The sequence below is a fragment of the Serratia marcescens genome (genome assembly GCF_001902635.1).
Taxonomy (GTDB): Bacteria; Pseudomonadota; Gammaproteobacteria; order Enterobacterales; family Enterobacteriaceae; genus Serratia; species Serratia marcescens_F.
This window is the reverse complement of record NZ_MJAO01000013.1, coordinates 38,460-55,239: the sequence shown is the minus strand read 5'-3', so window position 1 is coordinate 55,239 and position 16,780 is coordinate 38,460. Positions and strand designations below refer to the sequence as shown.

The 16,780-nt window shown below is 59.7% G+C and carries 15 protein-coding genes; 9 read left to right on the top strand and 6 right to left on the bottom strand.

The annotated features are described in order from the left end of the window. Window positions 1–8: 8 nt before the first annotated feature. The 5 genes from yidA to dnaA all read right to left on the bottom strand — a co-directional run bounded on the left by yidA (window position 9) and on the right by dnaA (window position 7,129). Window positions 9–824, bottom strand: coding sequence for a sugar-phosphatase (yidA, locus tag BHU62_RS14355; protein ID WP_073532601.1), 816 nt, complete (start codon window positions 822–824; stop codon window positions 9–11). A 125-nt stretch (window positions 825–949) separates the two neighbouring features. Further along, window positions 950–3,364, bottom strand: a complete 2,415-nt coding sequence (gene gyrB / locus BHU62_RS14350; RefSeq protein ID WP_073532600.1) for a DNA topoisomerase (ATP-hydrolyzing) subunit B — start codon at window positions 3,362–3,364, stop codon at window positions 950–952. An 18-nt stretch (window positions 3,365–3,382) separates the two neighbouring features. Continuing rightward, window positions 3,383–4,468 carry a DNA replication/repair protein RecF gene (gene recF / locus BHU62_RS14345; RefSeq protein ID WP_004933895.1) on the bottom strand — a complete coding sequence of 362 codons (1,086 nt, stop codon included), beginning with the start codon at window positions 4,466–4,468 and terminating at the stop codon, window positions 3,383–3,385. A gap of 161 nt (window positions 4,469–4,629) precedes the next feature. Next, on the bottom strand, window positions 4,630–5,730 hold the full coding sequence (dnaN, locus tag BHU62_RS14340) for a DNA polymerase III subunit beta (protein ID WP_004933892.1): 1,101 nt from the start codon (window positions 5,728–5,730) through the stop codon (window positions 4,630–4,632). 4 nt (window positions 5,731–5,734) lie between these two features. Further along, entirely contained in the window at window positions 5,735–7,129 is a 1,395-nt protein-coding gene (gene dnaA, locus BHU62_RS14335; RefSeq protein WP_004933889.1) for a chromosomal replication initiator protein DnaA, read from the bottom strand. 681 nt (window positions 7,130–7,810) lie between these two features. Here dnaA and rpmH point away from each other — a divergent pair. From rpmH to BHU62_RS14290, 9 genes are all read left to right on the top strand, one after another. Next, window positions 7,811–7,951: a 50S ribosomal protein L34 gene (rpmH, locus tag BHU62_RS14330; RefSeq protein WP_000831330.1), complete on the top strand. Its 141-nt coding sequence runs from the start codon at window positions 7,811–7,813 to the stop codon at window positions 7,949–7,951. A gap of 17 nt (window positions 7,952–7,968) precedes the next feature. After that, on the top strand, window positions 7,969–8,328 hold the full coding sequence (gene rnpA, locus BHU62_RS14325; RefSeq protein WP_004933883.1) for a ribonuclease P protein component: 360 nt from the start codon (window positions 7,969–7,971) through the stop codon (window positions 8,326–8,328). After that, entirely contained in the window at window positions 8,292–8,549 is a 258-nt protein-coding gene (gene yidD, locus BHU62_RS14320) for a membrane protein insertion efficiency factor YidD (RefSeq protein WP_004933881.1), read from the top strand. The genes rnpA and yidD overlap by 37 nt, the downstream gene beginning before the upstream one ends. Before the next feature lie 2 nt (window positions 8,550–8,551). Further along, the gene (gene yidC, locus BHU62_RS14315; protein WP_073532599.1) at window positions 8,552–10,189 is read left to right on the top strand and encodes a membrane protein insertase YidC; all 1,638 of its coding nucleotides are present in this window, start codon (window positions 8,552–8,554) and stop codon (window positions 10,187–10,189) included. 96 nt (window positions 10,190–10,285) lie between these two features. Further along, complete coding sequence (gene mnmE, locus BHU62_RS14310) at window positions 10,286–11,650, top strand: tRNA uridine-5-carboxymethylaminomethyl(34) synthesis GTPase MnmE (RefSeq protein ID WP_073532598.1); 1,365 nt, start codon at window positions 10,286–10,288, stop codon at window positions 11,648–11,650. 152 nt (window positions 11,651–11,802) lie between these two features. Next, window positions 11,803–12,603, top strand: a complete 801-nt coding sequence (locus BHU62_RS14305) for an MBL fold metallo-hydrolase (protein ID WP_073532597.1) — start codon at window positions 11,803–11,805, stop codon at window positions 12,601–12,603. 156 nt (window positions 12,604–12,759) lie between these two features. Continuing rightward, on the top strand, window positions 12,760–13,485 hold the full coding sequence (locus BHU62_RS14300) for a 4'-phosphopantetheinyl transferase family protein (protein ID WP_073532596.1): 726 nt from the start codon (window positions 12,760–12,762) through the stop codon (window positions 13,483–13,485). 161 nt (window positions 13,486–13,646) lie between these two features. Next, window positions 13,647–14,213: an NADPH-dependent FMN reductase gene (locus BHU62_RS14295; RefSeq protein WP_073532595.1), complete on the top strand. Its 567-nt coding sequence runs from the start codon at window positions 13,647–13,649 to the stop codon at window positions 14,211–14,213. A gap of 79 nt (window positions 14,214–14,292) precedes the next feature. Further along, complete coding sequence (locus BHU62_RS14290; RefSeq protein WP_073532677.1) at window positions 14,293–15,345, top strand: hypothetical protein; 1,053 nt, start codon at window positions 14,293–14,295, stop codon at window positions 15,343–15,345. A gap of 35 nt (window positions 15,346–15,380) precedes the next feature. On the opposite strand, the gene BHU62_RS14285 is transcribed toward BHU62_RS14290, so the two are convergent. After that, entirely contained in the window at window positions 15,381–16,718 is a 1,338-nt protein-coding gene (locus BHU62_RS14285; RefSeq protein ID WP_073532594.1) for an NCS2 family permease, read from the bottom strand. Between the last annotated feature and the right edge of the window lie 62 nt (window positions 16,719–16,780).

Genomic DNA, 16,780 nt, shown 5'->3' with positions numbered 1-16,780 from the left:
CCGTGTTCTCAGACGTTGAGCACGAACTTCTCGATGGCGCGTGCCACGCCGTCTTCGGTATTGGCGCTGGTGACGAACTGCGCCACCGCTTTCAACTCAGGAATGGCGTTACCCATCGCCACGCCGACACCGGCATACTCGATCATCGCCGTATCGTTGGCCTGATCCCCCAGCGTCATGATGTTTTCCCGTGCCACGCCGAGGTGCTCGGCCAACATTCTTACGCCGGTGCCCTTATCGACGTTCTTAGGCAGGATCTCAAGGAAGTAAGGCGCACTTTTCAGAATGGTGTAGCGTTCACGCGTTTCCGCCGGAATGCGTGCAATGGCACTGTCCAACAGTTCCGGCTCGTCGATCATCATCAATTTAGGGAAACGCATCTGGCGATCCATCTCCTCCACGCTGCGGTATTTCAACGGAATGCCGGTCATCTCCGCCTCGTGTATGGTGTACTTACCGATGTCCTTATTCGGGGTATACAGAGTATCGAAATCAAACGCCTGGTAATGAACGCCGAACGCGCGCGCCATCTGCTCGAAATGCAGATAGTCCTCAAAACCCAGCGTTTCCTGCAGGATACAGGCGCCATCGGCCGCACGCAGCACCAACGCGCCGTTATAGGTAATGCAGAAATCGCCGGAGCCCTGAATGTCCAACTGGCGCAGATAATTCTGCACGCCGACATAGGGCCGCCCGGTGGCCAGCACCACATGCACCCCTTTGCGCCGCGCCGCCGCGATAGCCTGTTTTACCGCCGGCGTGATTTGATGCTGCGGATCCAGCAACGTACCATCCATGTCAATCGCAATCAGTTCAATAGCCATTCAACGCTTCTCCCAGTGGTTTTTTCCCATGCTAACGCGTTTCAGCCCACGCTGTCAGCGCCAAAAAAGGCGCAAAAAAAATCCGCGCGGGTCGCCCGGCGCGGATTTTCACAGCCATTAACGCATCAGATATCGATATTCGCCGCTTTCAGGGCGTTTTCTTCGATAAAGGCGCGGCGCGGCTCAACCGCATCGCCCATCAGCGTGGTGAACAGCTGGTCGGCGGCGATGGCGTCCTTGACGGTCACGCGCAGCATGCGGCGGCTTTCCGGATCCATGGTGGTTTCCCACAGCTGCTCCGGGTTCATCTCGCCCAGACCTTTATAACGCTGCACCGACAGGCCGCGGCGGGACTCTTTCACCAGCCACTCCAGCGCCTGCTCGAAGCTGTCTACCGGCTGACGGCGTTCGCCGCGCTCGATGAACGCGCCTTCTTCGATCAGCCCGCGCAGCTTCTCGCCCAGCTGGCAGAGCTTGCGGTATTCGCCGCCGTGGATGAAATCGAAGTCCAGCTTATAGTCGGTATCCACGCCGTGAGTGCGGATGCGCAGCACCGGTTCGAACATCTGGCGTTCGCGGTTCTCGAAGATCACGAAGTCATAGCTGCTGCCGTGCTGCTCTTTGTCGTTCAGCGCCTGCACCAGCGCAGCGATCCAGGCTTTCACCTTGGCCTCATCGCTGAGATCGCCTTCGTTCAGCGTCGGCTGATAGATCAGGCTGTTCAGCAGCGCGCGCGGGTAGCGGCGCTCCATGCGGCCGATCAGCTTCTGCACGCTATAGTGCTCGGCTACCAGTTTTTCCAGCTGCTCGCCGCCGAGCGCCGGTGCGCTGGCATTGGTGTGCAGCGTGGCGCCGTCCATCGCGATGGCGATCTGGTACTGATCCATCGCCTCGTCATCTTTGATGTACTGCTCCTGCTTGCCTTTCTTCACCTTGTACAGCGGCGGCTGCGCGATGAAGACGTGGCCACGCTCGATGATTTCCGGCATCTGGCGGTAGAAGAAGGTCAACAGCAGCGTACGAATGTGCGAACCGTCGACGTCAGCATCGGTCATGATGATGATGCTGTGGTAACGCAGTTTGTCCGGGCTGTATTCGTCGCGGCCGATGCCGCAACCCAGCGCGGTGATCAGCGTCGCCACTTCCTGCGAAGAGAGCATTTTGTCGAAGCGCGCTTTCTCGACGTTGAGGATTTTCCCCTTCAACGGCAAGATCGCCTGGTTCTTGCGGTTGCGCCCCTGTTTGGCAGAGCCGCCCGCGGAGTCCCCTTCCACCAGGTACAGTTCGGACAGCGCCGGATCGCGTTCCTGGCAGTCCGCCAGTTTGCCCGGCAGGCCGGCCAGATCCAGCGCGCCTTTGCGGCGGGTCATCTCACGCGCTTTACGCGCCGCTTCGCGCGCGCGCGCCGCGTCGATGATTTTGCCGACCACGATTTTCGCGTCGCCCGGATTCTCCATCAGGTAATCCACCAGCTTCTCGTTCATCAGCGTTTCAACCGCGGTTTTCACCTCGGAAGAGACCAGCTTGTCCTTGGTCTGAGAAGAGAACTTAGGATCCGGCACCTTCACCGACACCACGGCGATCAGGCCTTCACGGGCGTCGTCGCCGGTGGCGCTGACTTTGGCCTTCTTGCTGTAGCCTTCCTTTTCCATGTAGCTGTTCAGCGTACGGGTCATCGCGGTACGGAAACCGACCAGGTGCGTGCCGCCGTCGCGCTGCGGAATGTTGTTGGTGAAGCAGTAGATGTTTTCCTGGAAACCGTCGTTCCACTGCAGCGCCACTTCCACGCCGATGTCGTCTTTCACGGTGGAGAAGTAGAACACGTTCGGGTGGATCGGGGTTTTGTTCTTGTTCAGATATTCGACAAACGCCTTGATGCCGCCTTCGTAGTGGAAGTGGTCTTCACGGTCGGTGCGCTTGTCCTTCAGGCGGATAGACACGCCGGAGTTGAGGAAAGACAGCTCGCGCAGGCGCTTGGCCAGAATGTCGTACTCGAATTCGGTCACGTTGGTGAAGGTCTGGTGGCTCGGCCAGAAGCGCACCATGGTGCCAGTCTGCTCGGTTTCGCCCACCACGCTCAGCGGCGCCTGCGGCTCACCGTGGCTGTAAGTCTGTTCGTGCACTTTGCCTTCGCGGCGGATCACCAGCTCCAGTTTCTCCGACAGGGCGTTAACCACCGAGACGCCCACGCCGTGCAGGCCGCCGGAAACCTTATAGGAGTTGTCGTCGAATTTACCGCCGGCGTGCAGCACGGTCATGATGACCTCTGCGGCTGAAACCCCTTCTTCAGGGTGAATGCCGGTCGGAATGCCGCGGCCGTCATCCTGTACCGATACCGAGTTGTCGGCATGGATGGTGACCTGAATGTCACTACAGTGGCCCGCGAGCGCTTCGTCGATAGCGTTGTCCACAACCTCGAATACCATGTGGTGCAGACCGGTGCCGTCATCGGTGTCGCCGATATACATGCCCGGGCGCTTGCGCACCGCATCCAGCCCTTTTAATACCTTGATACTTGAGGAGTCATAAGAATTCGACATCAACGTTTCTCGCTCATTTTAGTCCTGTGGTTGAACCTCTATTTTACCCTGTTCCACGCGGAACATCTTGCCCTTTTCACCGGCCATGTCGGTCACTTGTTCAGCGCTGACCGCGCTGACAAAAACCTGGGCCTGGGTGGCTTTCAGGCGATCGGCCAGCAACCGGCGACGGCCGGTGTCCAGCTCGGAGGCAAAATCATCAATCAGATACAGGCAACGCCGCCCGCTCTGCCGGGTGAGAAACTCACCCTGCGCCAAGCGCAACGCGCACATCAGCAGCTTAAGCTGACCGCGCGATAACAAATCCTCTACCGGCGTGCCGTCGGCACGAATGCGGAAGTCCGCTTTATGCGGCCCCACCGCGGTATAGGTCAACGCCCTGTCGCGCTCGAACTGGCGCTCCAGCAGCTCGCCGTAGTCGCTCTCTTTGTCCCAGCCGCGCTGGAAGGAGAAGCTCAGGGCGAATTCAGGCAGAAACTGCGCGCAGGTCGCGGTGATATCCGCGGCGATCGCGTCGCTGTATTCCGCCCGCCATTCGCTGATGCGCTCCGCGAGCGGGATCAGTTCCTGATCCCAGGCGCGGATCTGCGCATAGCGACTCACCTGGCGCAGCGCGGCATTGCGCTGCTTCAGTAACCTTTTCAGGTTGCTCCAGGCGGTGAAAAAACCGGGTTCGTTATGAAAACAGCCCCAGTCCAGGAAGGCGCGCCGGAATTTCGGCCCGCCGTTTAGCAGGGTAAAACCTTCAGGGGTGATCAGCTGCATGGGCAGCAGCTGCGCCAGTTCGGCCACCTTGTGGCCGTCGCTGCCATCGATGCGTACTTTGCTGTCACCCTGACGGCTCTTGCTCAATCCTACCGACAGCTCGCGCTCTGCGCCTTCGATGCGGCCATGCAGCACGAACTCCGGTTGGTCGTGGCGAATGACCCGACCGGCCTGCAGGCTGCGGAAGGCGCGGCCGTGGCCGAGCGTATACACCGCTTCCAGCACGCTGGTCTTGCCGCTGCCGTTGGCGCCGACCAGGAAGTTGAATCCCGGCGCCAGCGCCAAATCCGCCGCCTCGATATTGCGGAAATCTTTAATCAATAAACGCGTTAATGCCATGCCTACTCTATCACCGGGAAACTACGCTCAATGTAAGGGCGTTATCGGCGCAGGCAGTTTACGTGCGGACAGCGCACAGCAACCGGAGCGTACACAGCGTACGTGAGGATTGCGAGCACTGCCCAAGCGTAAAATGGCAAGCAAGATAGCCCGGATATCGATCACAACCGCATTGGCATGACAACGTAGGCCGCCGCCTGGCTGGCGCCGTCTTCGATCTGCACGCTGGAGACCGAGTCGGTCAACAGCAGGCGCACGTCTTCACACTTGAGCGCGTTCAACACGTCCAGCACGTAGCTGACGTTGAAGCCGATCTCCATCTCCGCGCCGTCGTAGCTGACGTCGAGGATCTCTTCCGCTTCTTCCTGCTCCGGGTTGTTGGCGGTGATCTTCAGCTGGTTCTGGCTGACGTACAGCCGCACGCCGCGGAATTTCTCGTTCGACAGGATCGCCGCGCGGGCGAACGCCTGCTTGAGCAGATCGCAGCCGGCTTCCAGCGTTTTATCCGGGTTCTTCGGCAATACGCGGCGATAGTCCGGGAAACGGCCGTCAACCAGCTTGGACGTGAAGATGAAGTCGCCGACGTGGGCGCGGATGTTGTTGCTGCCGATCTGCAGCTGCAGCAGCGAATCACCGCCGTCCAGCAGACGCACCAGCTCCATCACCCCTTTACGCGGCACGATCACCGAATGCGACGGCAGCTGTTGGCCGATCGGCATCGAGCACACCGCCAGGCGGTGGCCGTCGGTCGCGACGGTGCGCAGCTCTTCGCCTTCGGTTTCAAACAGCATGCCGTTCAGGTAGTAACGCACGTCCTGATGGGCCATCGAGAACTGGGTGGCTTCGATCAGGCGCTTCAGCGTCGCCTGCGGCAAGGTGAACTCCACCTCGCTCTGCCAGTCGTCCAGGTTCGGGAAGTCCGCCGCCGGCAGCGTGGACAGCGAGAAGCGGCTGCGGCCGGACCGCACCAGCATGCGCTCGCTCTCCAGCGTGACGGCGATCTCCGCCCCTTCCGGCAGGCCACGGCAGATATCAAAGAATTTGCGCGCGGGCACGGTGGTCGCGCCCGGCTCGTGCGGTTGGGACAGGGCGACGCGCGCCACCATCTCCATCTCCAGATCGGTGCCGGTCAGCAGCAGGGAGCCTTCCGTCACCTGCAGCAGCAGGTTGCCCAGGATCGGCAAGGTCGGGCGGCCGCCCAGCGGGCTGCTCACCTGTTGCAGCGGTTTTAGCAGATGCTCACGTTCAACGATAAATTTCATAGCGCTATGAAGATAATGTTCTGATTAAATTGGAGAAATCTTCTTTGATGTCGTGACTTTCCTCACGCAGCTGCTCGATCTTCCGGCAGGCGTGCAACACCGTGGTATGGTCGCGGCCACCAAACGCATCGCCGATTTCCGGCAGGCTGTGGTTGGTGAGTTCCTTCGCCAGCGCCATCGCCATCTGGCGCGGGCGGGCAACGGATCGCGAACGCCGCTTGGACAGCAAATCCGCGACTTTAATCTTGTAATACTCCGCCACCGTCTTTTGAATATTGTCGATGGTGACCAGCTTTTCCTGCAGCGCCAGCAGATCGCGCAGCGCTTCGCGCACGAAATCGATAGTGATGGCCCGGCCGGTAAAGTTGGCGTTGGCGATCACGCGGTTCAGCGCCCCTTCAAGCTCACGCACGTTGGAACGCAGACGCTTGGCGATGAAGAACGCCACTTCGCCCGGCAGGCGAATGTCGTTTTCGTCGGCCTTTTTCATCAGGATCGCCACGCGGGTTTCCAGTTCCGGCGGCTCGATCGCCACCGTCAGCCCCCAGCCGAAGCGAGACTTCAGACGATCTTCCACCCCGTTGATCTCTTTAGGGTAGCGATCCGAGGTCAGGATGATCTGCTGATTGCCTTCCAACAGGGCGTTAAAGGTATGGAAGAACTCTTCCTGCGAACGCTCCTTGTTGGCGAAGAATTGGATGTCATCGATCAGCAAGGCGTCGACCGAACGGTAGTAGCGCTTAAACTCTTCGATGGCATTGTTCTGCAACGCTTTGACCATGTCCTGCACGAAGCGTTCCGAGTGCATGTAAACCACTTTGGCGTTGGCCTTGCGCGCCATGATGCCGTTGCCGACCGCGTGCAGCAGGTGAGTTTTACCCAGACCGGTGCCGCCATACAGGAACAAAGGGTTGTAGGCGCCGCCCGGATTGTCCGCCACCTGGCGAGCCGCCGCGCGCGCCAGCTGGTTGGACTTACCCTCAACGAAGTTGTCGAAGGTGTGTTTAGGGTTGACGTTGGAGCGGTAAGAGAGCTCGGGTTGCGCCGCCGCGTTGTCCCAGCTCGGGCGCGAAGGCGCGGCCGTGCGCGCCGCCGGGGCCGCAGGTGCGCTGCTGACGCTGGCGGTCACGGTCTGGCTGATCACCTGCGTGATCGGCTTGCTGCCGACTTCAAAACGCAGCAAAGGCGCGTCCGTGCCGCAGAAATCATTCAGCAGACCATTGATGTTGTTTAAGTACTTATCGCGAACCCAATCCAGCACAAAACGGTTAGGCGCGTACAGCGCCAGGGTGTTGTCACTCAGTTCCGCCTGCAATGGGCGAATCCACATACTAAATTCTGTGGCAGGTAACTCATCCTGCAATCGGGCAAGACACTGCTGCCAAAGCGAAAGTGACACGGCGGACTCCACTCGAACAAGATCAATAAAGAAAAGAAACGGGCAACTTTTTTATAACTCATGATTTTTGACACATACCCGGCATCGGCTGTTTGCCTGTGGGGGATGCGAACCGCCTTTCACGGTTTGTGTCCCTCACGATCCCGGCATGAGGGATCGCGATCGGAATGACGGATCATAGCGCAATCCGCGCAAGAGATCCTCCCCTTCCTCACAGATTAGATCCATTTTATCCACAGGCCGCGGCCGGCGGCGATCTTTTCACCGCCGCGCCCGCATGACAGTGCAGATCCCGGCCGCTGCGCCGCATTTTTTACATTGTCAACCGGTTATACCCTGTTATCCACGCCGGATCCTGGGTTCGCGCGCAAAGGATCTCGCCGGGATCCTTGCGATTTCACCCCGAGTCCGTATAATCTTCGCCCTACGTGTGATACCTGGTTCCTTATGGTGCGTCATTAGCCAGACAGGATTCTGCGGTGACCACGGGCCAAGACCGGATTTTACTCCGTATTGGCAGACAACCAGGTAGGCTGGCGCGATGCGAATTGACTCAGGACTGTACAATTATTACAATCCCGCTTCTTTATGTATTGCGATTGAGGCGTCGGTCATCTTCACGCCGAGTAGCCAAACGCGTTTACTGATCAGTAATTATTTTAAGTTTAGGTAGAAATCGCTATGAAACGCACTTTCCAACCGTCCGTATTGAAGCGCAACCGTAGCCACGGTTTCCGTGCTCGTATGGCCACCAAAAATGGTCGTCAAGTTCTGGCCCGCCGTCGTGCGAAAGGCCGTGCTCGTCTGACTGTTTCTAAGTAATAAAGCTAACCCGCTGAGTGGTTAAGCTCGCTTTTCCTAGGGAGTTACGTTTGTTAACTCCCACTCATTTCACTTTCGTCTTCCAGCAGCCACAACGGGCTGGCACGCCGCAAATCACCATCCTCGGCCGCCTGAACCAGCTGGGGCATCCCCGCATCGGTCTTACCGTCGCCAAAAAACACGTCAAACGCGCGCACGAGCGTAATCGGATCAAACGCCTAACCCGCGAAAGCTTCCGCCTGCGCCAGCACGAATTACCGGCGATGGATTTTGTCGTGGTGGCCAAAAAGGGGATAGCGGATTTGGATAACCGCGCGCTGACGGAAGCTTTGGATAAATTATGGCGTCGCCACTGTCGCCAGGCTCCCGCATCCTAATCGGACTGGTGCGGGCCTATCAGCTCGTCATCAGTCCGCTGCTAGGGCCTCGTTGTCGCTTCCAGCCGACATGCTCTCATTACGCAATTGAGGCATTAAGCAGGTTTGGCATGATAAAAGGCAGTTGGTTAGCATTGAAACGCGTATTAAAATGCCACCCTTTGAACCCAGGTGGCGATGATCCGGTGCCGCCAAAAACCGACGATAACAGAGAACACTAACGATGGATTCGCAACGCAATCTTCTCCTCATCGCTCTGCTGTTCGTGTCTTTCATGATCTGGCAGGCATGGCAAACGGACAACGCTCCGCAGCCGGCTGCACAGACCACGCAACAGACTTCGAACGCAGTAGCCGGTGATGCCGCCAGCCAGGCCGTGCCAGCCAGTGGTCAGGGTAAGCTGATTACCGTGAACACCGACGTGCTGTCACTGACCATCAACACCCGTGGTGGCGATATCGAGCAGGCTAAACTGTTGGCCTACCCGGATACTCTGGGTTCATCGACTCCGTTCCAACTGCTGGAAACCACCCCGTCGTTCGTCTATCAGGCGCAAAGCGGCCTGACAGGTAAAAACGGCCCGGACAACCCGGCCAACGGCGAACGCCCGCTGTATCAAGCGGCGCAGGACAGCTACACCCTGCCGGAAGGCCAGGACGAGCTGCGTATCCCGCTGACCTACACCGATAAAGACGGCGCCGTCTACACCAAGACCTTCGTGCTCAAACGCGATCACTATGCGGTCGGCGTGGATTACAGCATCGACAACAAAGGCGCGACGCCGCTGGAGCTGACCCTGTTCGGCCAGCTGAAGCAGACCACCGAATTGCCTAAGCACCGCGACACCGGCAGCAGCAATTTCGCGCTGCACACCTTCCGCGGCGCGGCGTACTCGTCCAGCGATGACAAGTACCAGAAATACGCGTTCGACAAAGACGAAAACCTGAACGTCACCACCAAAGACGGTTGGGTCGCCATGCTGCAACAGTACTTCGCCACCGCGTGGGTACCGGCGACCAAGGGTGACAACACCTTCTACACCGCCAAACCGGGTGACAACCTGTCCACCATCGGCTTCAAATCTACGCCGGTCGTGGTGCAGCCGGGCGCTCAGCAACAGCTGAACGCGACCCTGTGGGTCGGCCCGGAGCTGCAGGATCAGATGGCCCAGTTGGCGCCGCACCTGGACCTGACCGTGGATTACGGTTGGCTGTGGTTCATCTCCCAGCCGCTGTTCAAACTGCTGAAGTTCATCCACGGCTTTATCGGTAACTGGGGCTTCTCCATCATCATCATCACCTTCATCGTGCGCGGCATCATGTACCCGCTGACCAAGGCGCAGTACACCTCGATGGCGAAAATGCGCATGCTGCAGCCGAAGCTGCAGGCGATGCGCGAGCGTATCGGCGATGACAAACAGCGCATGAGCCAAGAGATGATGGCGCTGTACAAGGCGGAGAAAGTGAACCCGCTCGGCGGCTGCCTGCCGTTGCTGATCCAGATGCCAATCTTCCTGGCGCTGTACTACATGCTGATGGGCTCGGTCGAGCTGCGCCACGCGCCGTTCGCCCTGTGGATCCATGACCTGTCGGCGCAAGACCCGTACTACATCCTGCCAATCCTGATGGGCGTGACGATGTTCTTCATTCAGAAGATGTCGCCGACCACCGTGACTGACCCGATGCAGCAGAAAATCATGACCTTCATGCCGGTGATCTTCACAGTGTTCTTCCTGTGGTTCCCGTCCGGTCTGGTGCTGTACTACATCGTCAGCAACCTGGTGACCATCCTGCAGCAGCAGCTGATTTACCGTGGTCTGGAAAAACGCGGTCTGCACAGCCGCGACAAGAAAAAAAGCTAAGCGTATTGTAGGGGTTCGGCGCGCCGACCCTTGCAGTAACACCAAAGGCGGTCATTAGACCGCCTTTTTGCATCTTAATCGTCAGAGAGAACCGTTATGAGCACCACCGATACCATCGTAGCCCAAGCCACCCCGCCGGGACGCGGCGGCGTCGGCATTCTGCGCATTTCCGGAAGCAAGGCCAAAGACGTCGCCCAGGCGTTGCTCGGCAAGCTGCCGAAGCCGCGCTACGCTGACTATCTGCCGTTCCGCGACGCCACGGGCGCCACCCTCGACCAAGGCATCGCGCTGTGGTTCCCGGGGCCGAACTCCTTTACCGGCGAAGACGTGCTGGAACTGCAGGGCCACGGCGGGCCGGTGATCCTCGATCTGCTGCTCAAGCGCGTGCTGGCGCTGCCCGACGTGCGCATCGCGCGGCCCGGCGAGTTCTCGGAGCGCGCGTTCCTCAACGACAAACTCGATTTGGCGCAGGCCGAAGCGATTGCCGATCTGATCGACGCCAGCTCCGAGCAGGCGGCGCGTTCGGCGATGAACTCGCTGCAGGGCGTGTTCTCCACCCGCATCCACCAACTCGTGGAAGCGCTCACTCACCTGCGCATCTATGTGGAAGCGGCGATCGACTTCCCGGACGAGGAAATCGACTTCCTGTCCGACGGTAAAATCGAGGCGCAGCTCAACGACGTGATGGCGGATCTGGACAGCGTGCGCGGTGAAGCGCGCCAGGGCAGCCTGCTGCGCGAAGGGATGAAGGTGGTGATCGCCGGGCGCCCCAACGCCGGTAAATCCAGCCTGCTCAATGCGTTGGCCGGGCGCGAGGCGGCGATCGTCACCGATATCGCCGGCACCACCCGCGACGTATTGCGCGAACATATCCATATCGACGGTATGCCGCTGCACATCATCGACACCGCCGGCCTGCGCGACGCCAGCGACGAAGTGGAACGCATCGGTATCGAACGTGCATGGAACGAGATCGAACAGGCCGACAGAGTGCTGTTTATGGTTGACGGCACCACCACCGCCGCCACCGAGCCGGCGGAGATCTGGCCGGAATTTATGGCGCGCCTGCCGGGCACGCTGCCGATCACCGTGGTACGTAACAAAGCCGACATCACCGGTGAAACGCTGGGTCTGACGGAAGTGAATAACCACTCACTTATTCGCCTGTCGGCCCGCACCGGCGAAGGCATCGATGTGCTGCGCGATCATCTTAAACAAAGCATGGGTTTCACCAGCAACATGGAAGGCGGTTTCCTGGCGCGCCGTCGCCACCTGCAGGCGCTGGAACTGGCGGCGCAGCATCTGGTGCAGGGCAAAGAACAGCTAGTGAGCGCTTACGCGGGCGAGCTGTTGGCCGAAGAACTGCGCCAGGCGCAGCTGGCCTTGAGCGAAATCACCGGCGAATTCACCTCCGACGACCTGCTGGGCCGCATCTTCTCCAGCTTTTGCATCGGCAAATAAGCCGCACCAACAAACGCCCTCACGGCCGGGACAAGCCCTTGTTCCGGCCGTTTTTCTTTCCCACTCTCGCTCTGCGCGCCGGCTCACAGAGCCACCGCAGCACCCCGCGCTATACTGACCAGTCAGGAATCTCTCTCAGGAACGAGTTCATCATGGCATTGACCCTCAAGGTACTGTTGGAAAACCGCCGCGCCGCCGGCGCCAACCCGTCATTGCAGGCCAAAGCCGGGTTGAGCCTGCTGATTGAGGATGAAACGACTTCCATTCTGTTCGACACCGGCCCCGACGACAGCTTCCTGCGCAACGCGGCGCTGATGGGCGTCGATCTCACCCGCGTCACCGCCACGGTGCTCTCCCACGGCCACTATGACCACTGCGGCGGCGTCGCTTGGCTGCCCGACAACAGTCGCATCATCTGCCATCCACAGATCGGCGACGAGCGCTATGCAGCGCTGAAGGTGTTGGGTCACACCCGTAAAATCAAAAAGCTCTCTTTAGACATCGACTACTCGCGCCACTGCATGCACTACAGCCGCGAACCGCTGGCGATCGGCGATCGCTTTATGTGGTCAGGCGAGATCGCGGTGCCCGCACCGCGCGCCTACGGGGTGATTACCGGGGAAAATGCGGCGGTGGATTACGTGATCGACGAAGGGGTGCTGATTTACAAGTCGGATCGCGGTCTGGTGATCGTGACCGGCTGCGGGCATCGCGGGATCGTCAATATCGTGCGCCACTGCCAGAAAATCACCGGGATCGACCGGATCCACGCCTTGATCGGCGGTTTTCATCTGCGCTGCGCTTCCCCGCTCACGCTCTGGCGCGTCCGCCTTTTTTTGCGGCAACATCAGCCGGAAAAGATCATGGGCTGCCACTGTACCGGCACCTGGGGCCGGCTATGGTTGCCGGAAGGGCTCGCGCCAGCCACCGGCGATACCTGGATCCTGGAATAAAGCAGTGCGGCAAGGTTGGCCATCGCCTATGCCGTTCATGCGTAAATTCGACAACAAATCGGATAAAACGCATAGTGTTTTTTGATGATAAATCCTCAACTTAGTCTTAATCTAACACCCCAGCGTTCTTAGCGACCCTCTGTGATGGAGTGAACAATGGCGTGTCATTTTGCCCGATGGATCCCGGCCTCCGCAGTTCTGGATACCCAGAGACTCTCCGACGAAGCGATCGCCGCCACCCGCGCCTTCTCCATCAAGCGTCGCACGCGCTACCTGCAAGGGCGCATCCTGCTCGCCGAAATGATGTTCTACCTGTACGGCCTGCCGACGCTGCCGCCCATCGCCACCACCCCAACCGGCCGCCCCTGCTTCGCCGATCATCAACTGCCCGATTTCAGCCTCGCTTACGCCAGCAACACCGTCGGCGTGCTGCTGAGCGATGAGGGTAAAGTCGGGCTGGATATCGAAGTGATGCGCGCACGCGGCAATCGGCAAAGCGCGCTGCAACACGCGCACCAAACGCCGGCGGAAAGCGCCTGGATCGGCGCGCAGGACGATCGACTGGAGGCGGAAACGCAGCTGTGGAGCATCCGGCAAAGCGTGCTGAAAATTTCCGGCCTGGGCAACAGCGGGCAGTCTACGCTGCGCCTGCACCCGTTCTCCGGCCATCTGCGATCCAGCGCCACGCCTCACGTTCAGGTGATGAGCGACGCCGACGAATACCTGAGCTGGGCCTGCGCCTGCGCTCCCAGTCTGGAACGCCTGCTGTGCTGGCGCTACGAAGAGCACCACGGCCTGCAGAAAGACGGGGAGATCTCGCCGCGCAGTCCCGCGGCCTCCTCACGCTTCGTCAAACTGACCGGCTTGACGACGCCCGGCTAACGCGGCGAAAGACGGGTAGAACTTTCCTTTCCGCGCGCGTTTCTGCATTAAATTGTAAAGACCGCTAAATATTGAGCGATCGCCTATTCTCGACCAGCGCTTTAGCCTACTATTCGCCCATGTTGTACGCTGAATCTGCTCATTCGAAAGGGAGAATCACCATGTCAGACCAAACCTTAAAAATCGTCACCCTGCTCGGCAGCCTGCGCAAGGGCTCTTACAACGCCATGGTGGCCCGCGCTCTGCCTGGCCTGGCCCCGCAAGGCGTCACCATTGAAGCGCTGCCTTCCATCCGCGATATCCCGCTGTACGATGCCGACCTGCAACAGGGCGAAGGTTTTCCCGCCGCGGTTGAGACAATCGCCGAGCAGATCCGCCAGGCCGACGGCGTGATCATCGTGACCCCCGAATACAACTATTCCGTACCCGGCGGGTTGAAAAACGCCATCGACTGGCTGTCGCGCTTGCCGAACCAGCCGCTGGCCGGCAAACCGGTGGCCATTCAAACCAGTTCGATGGGGCCAATCGGCGGCGCACGCTGCCAATACCACCTGCGCCAAATTCTGGTATTCCTCGATGCGATGGTGATGAACAAGCCGGAGTTTATGGGCGGCGTGATCCAAAGCAAGGTCGACGAACAGGCCGGTGAATTGATCGAACAAGGAACGCTGGATTTCCTGACTGGCCAGCTGTCCGCGTTCAGCGATTTTATCCGCCGCGTGGAGTGATCAGGTCTCGCGGCGCCCGCCGGGTGCCGCGACAGGACATGAAGTCCGTTAATTCATTTAAAATTAAAGCCATAGCATGATTTATTTTTTCATTTTAGCGTTATTTTTCGCTTCCATCACCAGACCTGCTTTAGCCACAGACATACGTTATCCCGCCGGCGAAGAGCCGCTGGAACTGCCTGCGCACAGCGCGCTGAACACCCAGCTGCCACGTTCATTGCAGAACCAGGAAGATAGAAAACTCGGCGCCATGTCGCTGTACCTGACGCTGATGCGCGAAGACGATCGCAATGTCTGGGCACCCTATCAGCTGGCAGCGTCATCGGCGGAGAAAGGGCAAACCGAGCTGGCAGAGCGCTACCTGCAGCTGAGCGCCGATCGCGGGTTATGGTATTACTACAACCTGCTGGAGGACGACGCCTTCAACAGCCTGCAGCACAGCGCCACCTATCAATCCATCCTGGCCGCCACCAAAGCGCGCTATCTGCAGCACGCCCGCCACTATGAAGGCAAAGCCAGCTACGCAGTGCCGGGCGGCGAGGCACCGCCCGAAGGGTGGCCAACAGTGATCTTCCTGCACACCTACGGCAAAGCCGCCGCCATCAGCCCCGAGGAACGGCTGCTGTTCGGTGAAATGGGCGTGGCCTACATCGAGCTCAACGGCACCCAGATGCTATCGGAAAACAGCTTCCGCTGGTCGAATTACAGCGACGAGGGTACCCAAACTGCCATTCAGCACACGGTGCAACAACTGGCTCCCCAGTTAAAGCTGGATCCCCAACGGATTTACCTCAGCGCCCGCGGCCAGGGCGCACTGCACGCCGCCAATCTGATGGCGAAGTACCCGCAGTTTTACGCCGGCGCCTTGCTGATCGCGCCCAACGGCGAGATCAAACCGGCCCAGCAGTCGCTGGCGGCGCAAAAGAAAATCGTGATGGCGTATTACGATCGGCAGAACTTCAGCGAGCAGGCGCTGGCGTTGCACTTCGCCAATCTGTTCGGGGAAGAGAATCAGGTGCAGACGCTGCACTTCGCCCAGGGCGAAGATGCCGCCGGCAGCTGGCAGGCACGCTTCAGGCGGCCGTTGCAGTGGATGTTGGATCGGGCGCCGGATGCGACGCCGGGAGTATAAGATTTCAGGGCCGACAGGCATCGGCCCTGTGGCTGTCAGTGGCCGTCGACGAAGACGATCTTCAGCACGAACAGCAGCGCCACCACCACCACGCACGGGCTGATTTCACGCCAGCGGCCGGTGCCGAGCTTCATCACGCAGTAGGAGATAAAGCCAAGCGCGATACCTTCGGTAATCGAGAAGCTAAACGGCATCATCACTGCGGTGACAAACGCCGGCACCGCTTCGGTCAAATCGTCCCACTTCACCCGCGCCAGGCTGGAAGTCATCAGCACGCCAACGTAGATCAACGCACCGGCGGCGGCGTAAGCCGGCACCATGCCCGCCAACGGCGACAGGAAGATCACCAGCAGGAACAGCAGGCCTGTGACCACCGCCGTCAAACCGGTGCGGCCGCCGACGGCGACGCCGGACGAACTCTCGATGTAAGCGGTAACGGAAGAAGTGCCCGCCAGCGAACCGGCCACCGAGCTGATGCTGTCGACGTACAGCGCCTGCTTCATGCGCGGGAACTTGCCCTGGTTGTCGGTCAAGCCGGCTTTATCAGTGACGCCGATCAGCGTGCCGGAGGAGTCGAACAGGTTCACCAGCATAAACGAGAAGATCACCCCGGCCAGCCCGATGTTCAGCGCGCCGGCCACGTCGACCTGGCCCACCACCGAGGTGATGCTCGGCGGCATGGAGAACAGGCCGCCGTATTTCACGTCGCCCAGCAGCCAACCGATCAGGGTAGTCACCACGATCGACACCAGCACCGCCGCGTGGAAATTACGCGAAGAGAGCACGGCGATGATGAAGAAGCCGAGCGCCCCCAGCAGCACGTTGTGCGAAGTCAGGCTGCCGATGGTCACCAGCGTGTCCGGGTTGGCCACCACGATGCCGGCGTTTTTCAGCCCCATCATGCCGATGAACAAACCGATGCCGCTGGTGATGCCGACCCGCAGACTGACCGGAATGTTGGCGATCATCCAGTAACGGATGCGGAAAACGGTCAGCAACAGCAGGCCGACTGCCCCCCAGAAAATGGCGCCCATGCCCACCTGCCAGGAGATGCCCATCGCCCCGACCACCACGAAGGCGAAGAAGGCATTCAACCCCATCGCCGGGGCCAGCGCCACCGGCAGGTTCGCCAGCAGGCCCATGAAGATGCTGCCGAAGGCGGCGATCAAACAGGTAGTGACAAATACCGCCTGGGTATCCATGCCCGCCGCGCCCAAAATTTGCGGGTTAACGAACACGATATACACCATGGTGAGGAAGGTGGTGATACCGGCAATCGTTTCCGTACGCGCCGTCGTGCCATGTTGCTTGAGTTTAAACACGCGCCCAAGCAAGCCTTGCTCAGCGTCAAGGCCAGATACTGGTTTGGTCATTATCAGAATTCCGAAAATGGGAATGGACAGTCGCTGGCTATCCTATAACAAAAAGTGGGGCT

Excerpts from the sequence above, each read along its gene's own strand:
- yidA (WP_073532601.1), bottom strand. The coding sequence starts at position 824 with ATGGCTATTGAACTGATTGCGATTGACATGGATGGTACGTTGCTGGAT.
- gyrB (WP_073532600.1), bottom strand. The coding sequence starts at position 3,364 with ATGTCGAATTCTTATGACTCCTCAAGTATCAAGGTATTAAAAGGGCTG.
- recF (WP_004933895.1), bottom strand. The coding sequence starts at position 4,468 with ATGGCATTAACGCGTTTATTGATTAAAGATTTCCGCAATATCGAGGCG.
- dnaN (WP_004933892.1), bottom strand. The coding sequence starts at position 5,730 with ATGAAATTTATCGTTGAACGTGAGCATCTGCTAAAACCGCTGCAACAG.
- rpmH (WP_000831330.1), top strand. The coding sequence starts at position 7,811 with ATGAAACGCACTTTCCAACCGTCCGTATTGAAGCGCAACCGTAGCCAC.
- yidD (WP_004933881.1), top strand. The coding sequence starts at position 8,292 with ATGGCGTCGCCACTGTCGCCAGGCTCCCGCATCCTAATCGGACTGGTG.
- yidC (WP_073532599.1), top strand. The coding sequence starts at position 8,552 with ATGGATTCGCAACGCAATCTTCTCCTCATCGCTCTGCTGTTCGTGTCT.
- mnmE (WP_073532598.1), top strand. The coding sequence starts at position 10,286 with ATGAGCACCACCGATACCATCGTAGCCCAAGCCACCCCGCCGGGACGC.
- BHU62_RS14305 (WP_073532597.1), top strand. The coding sequence starts at position 11,803 with ATGGCATTGACCCTCAAGGTACTGTTGGAAAACCGCCGCGCCGCCGGC.
- BHU62_RS14300 (WP_073532596.1), top strand. The coding sequence starts at position 12,760 with ATGGCGTGTCATTTTGCCCGATGGATCCCGGCCTCCGCAGTTCTGGAT.
- BHU62_RS14295 (WP_073532595.1), top strand. The coding sequence starts at position 13,647 with ATGTCAGACCAAACCTTAAAAATCGTCACCCTGCTCGGCAGCCTGCGC.
- BHU62_RS14285 (WP_073532594.1), bottom strand. The coding sequence starts at position 16,718 with ATGACCAAACCAGTATCTGGCCTTGACGCTGAGCAAGGCTTGCTTGGG.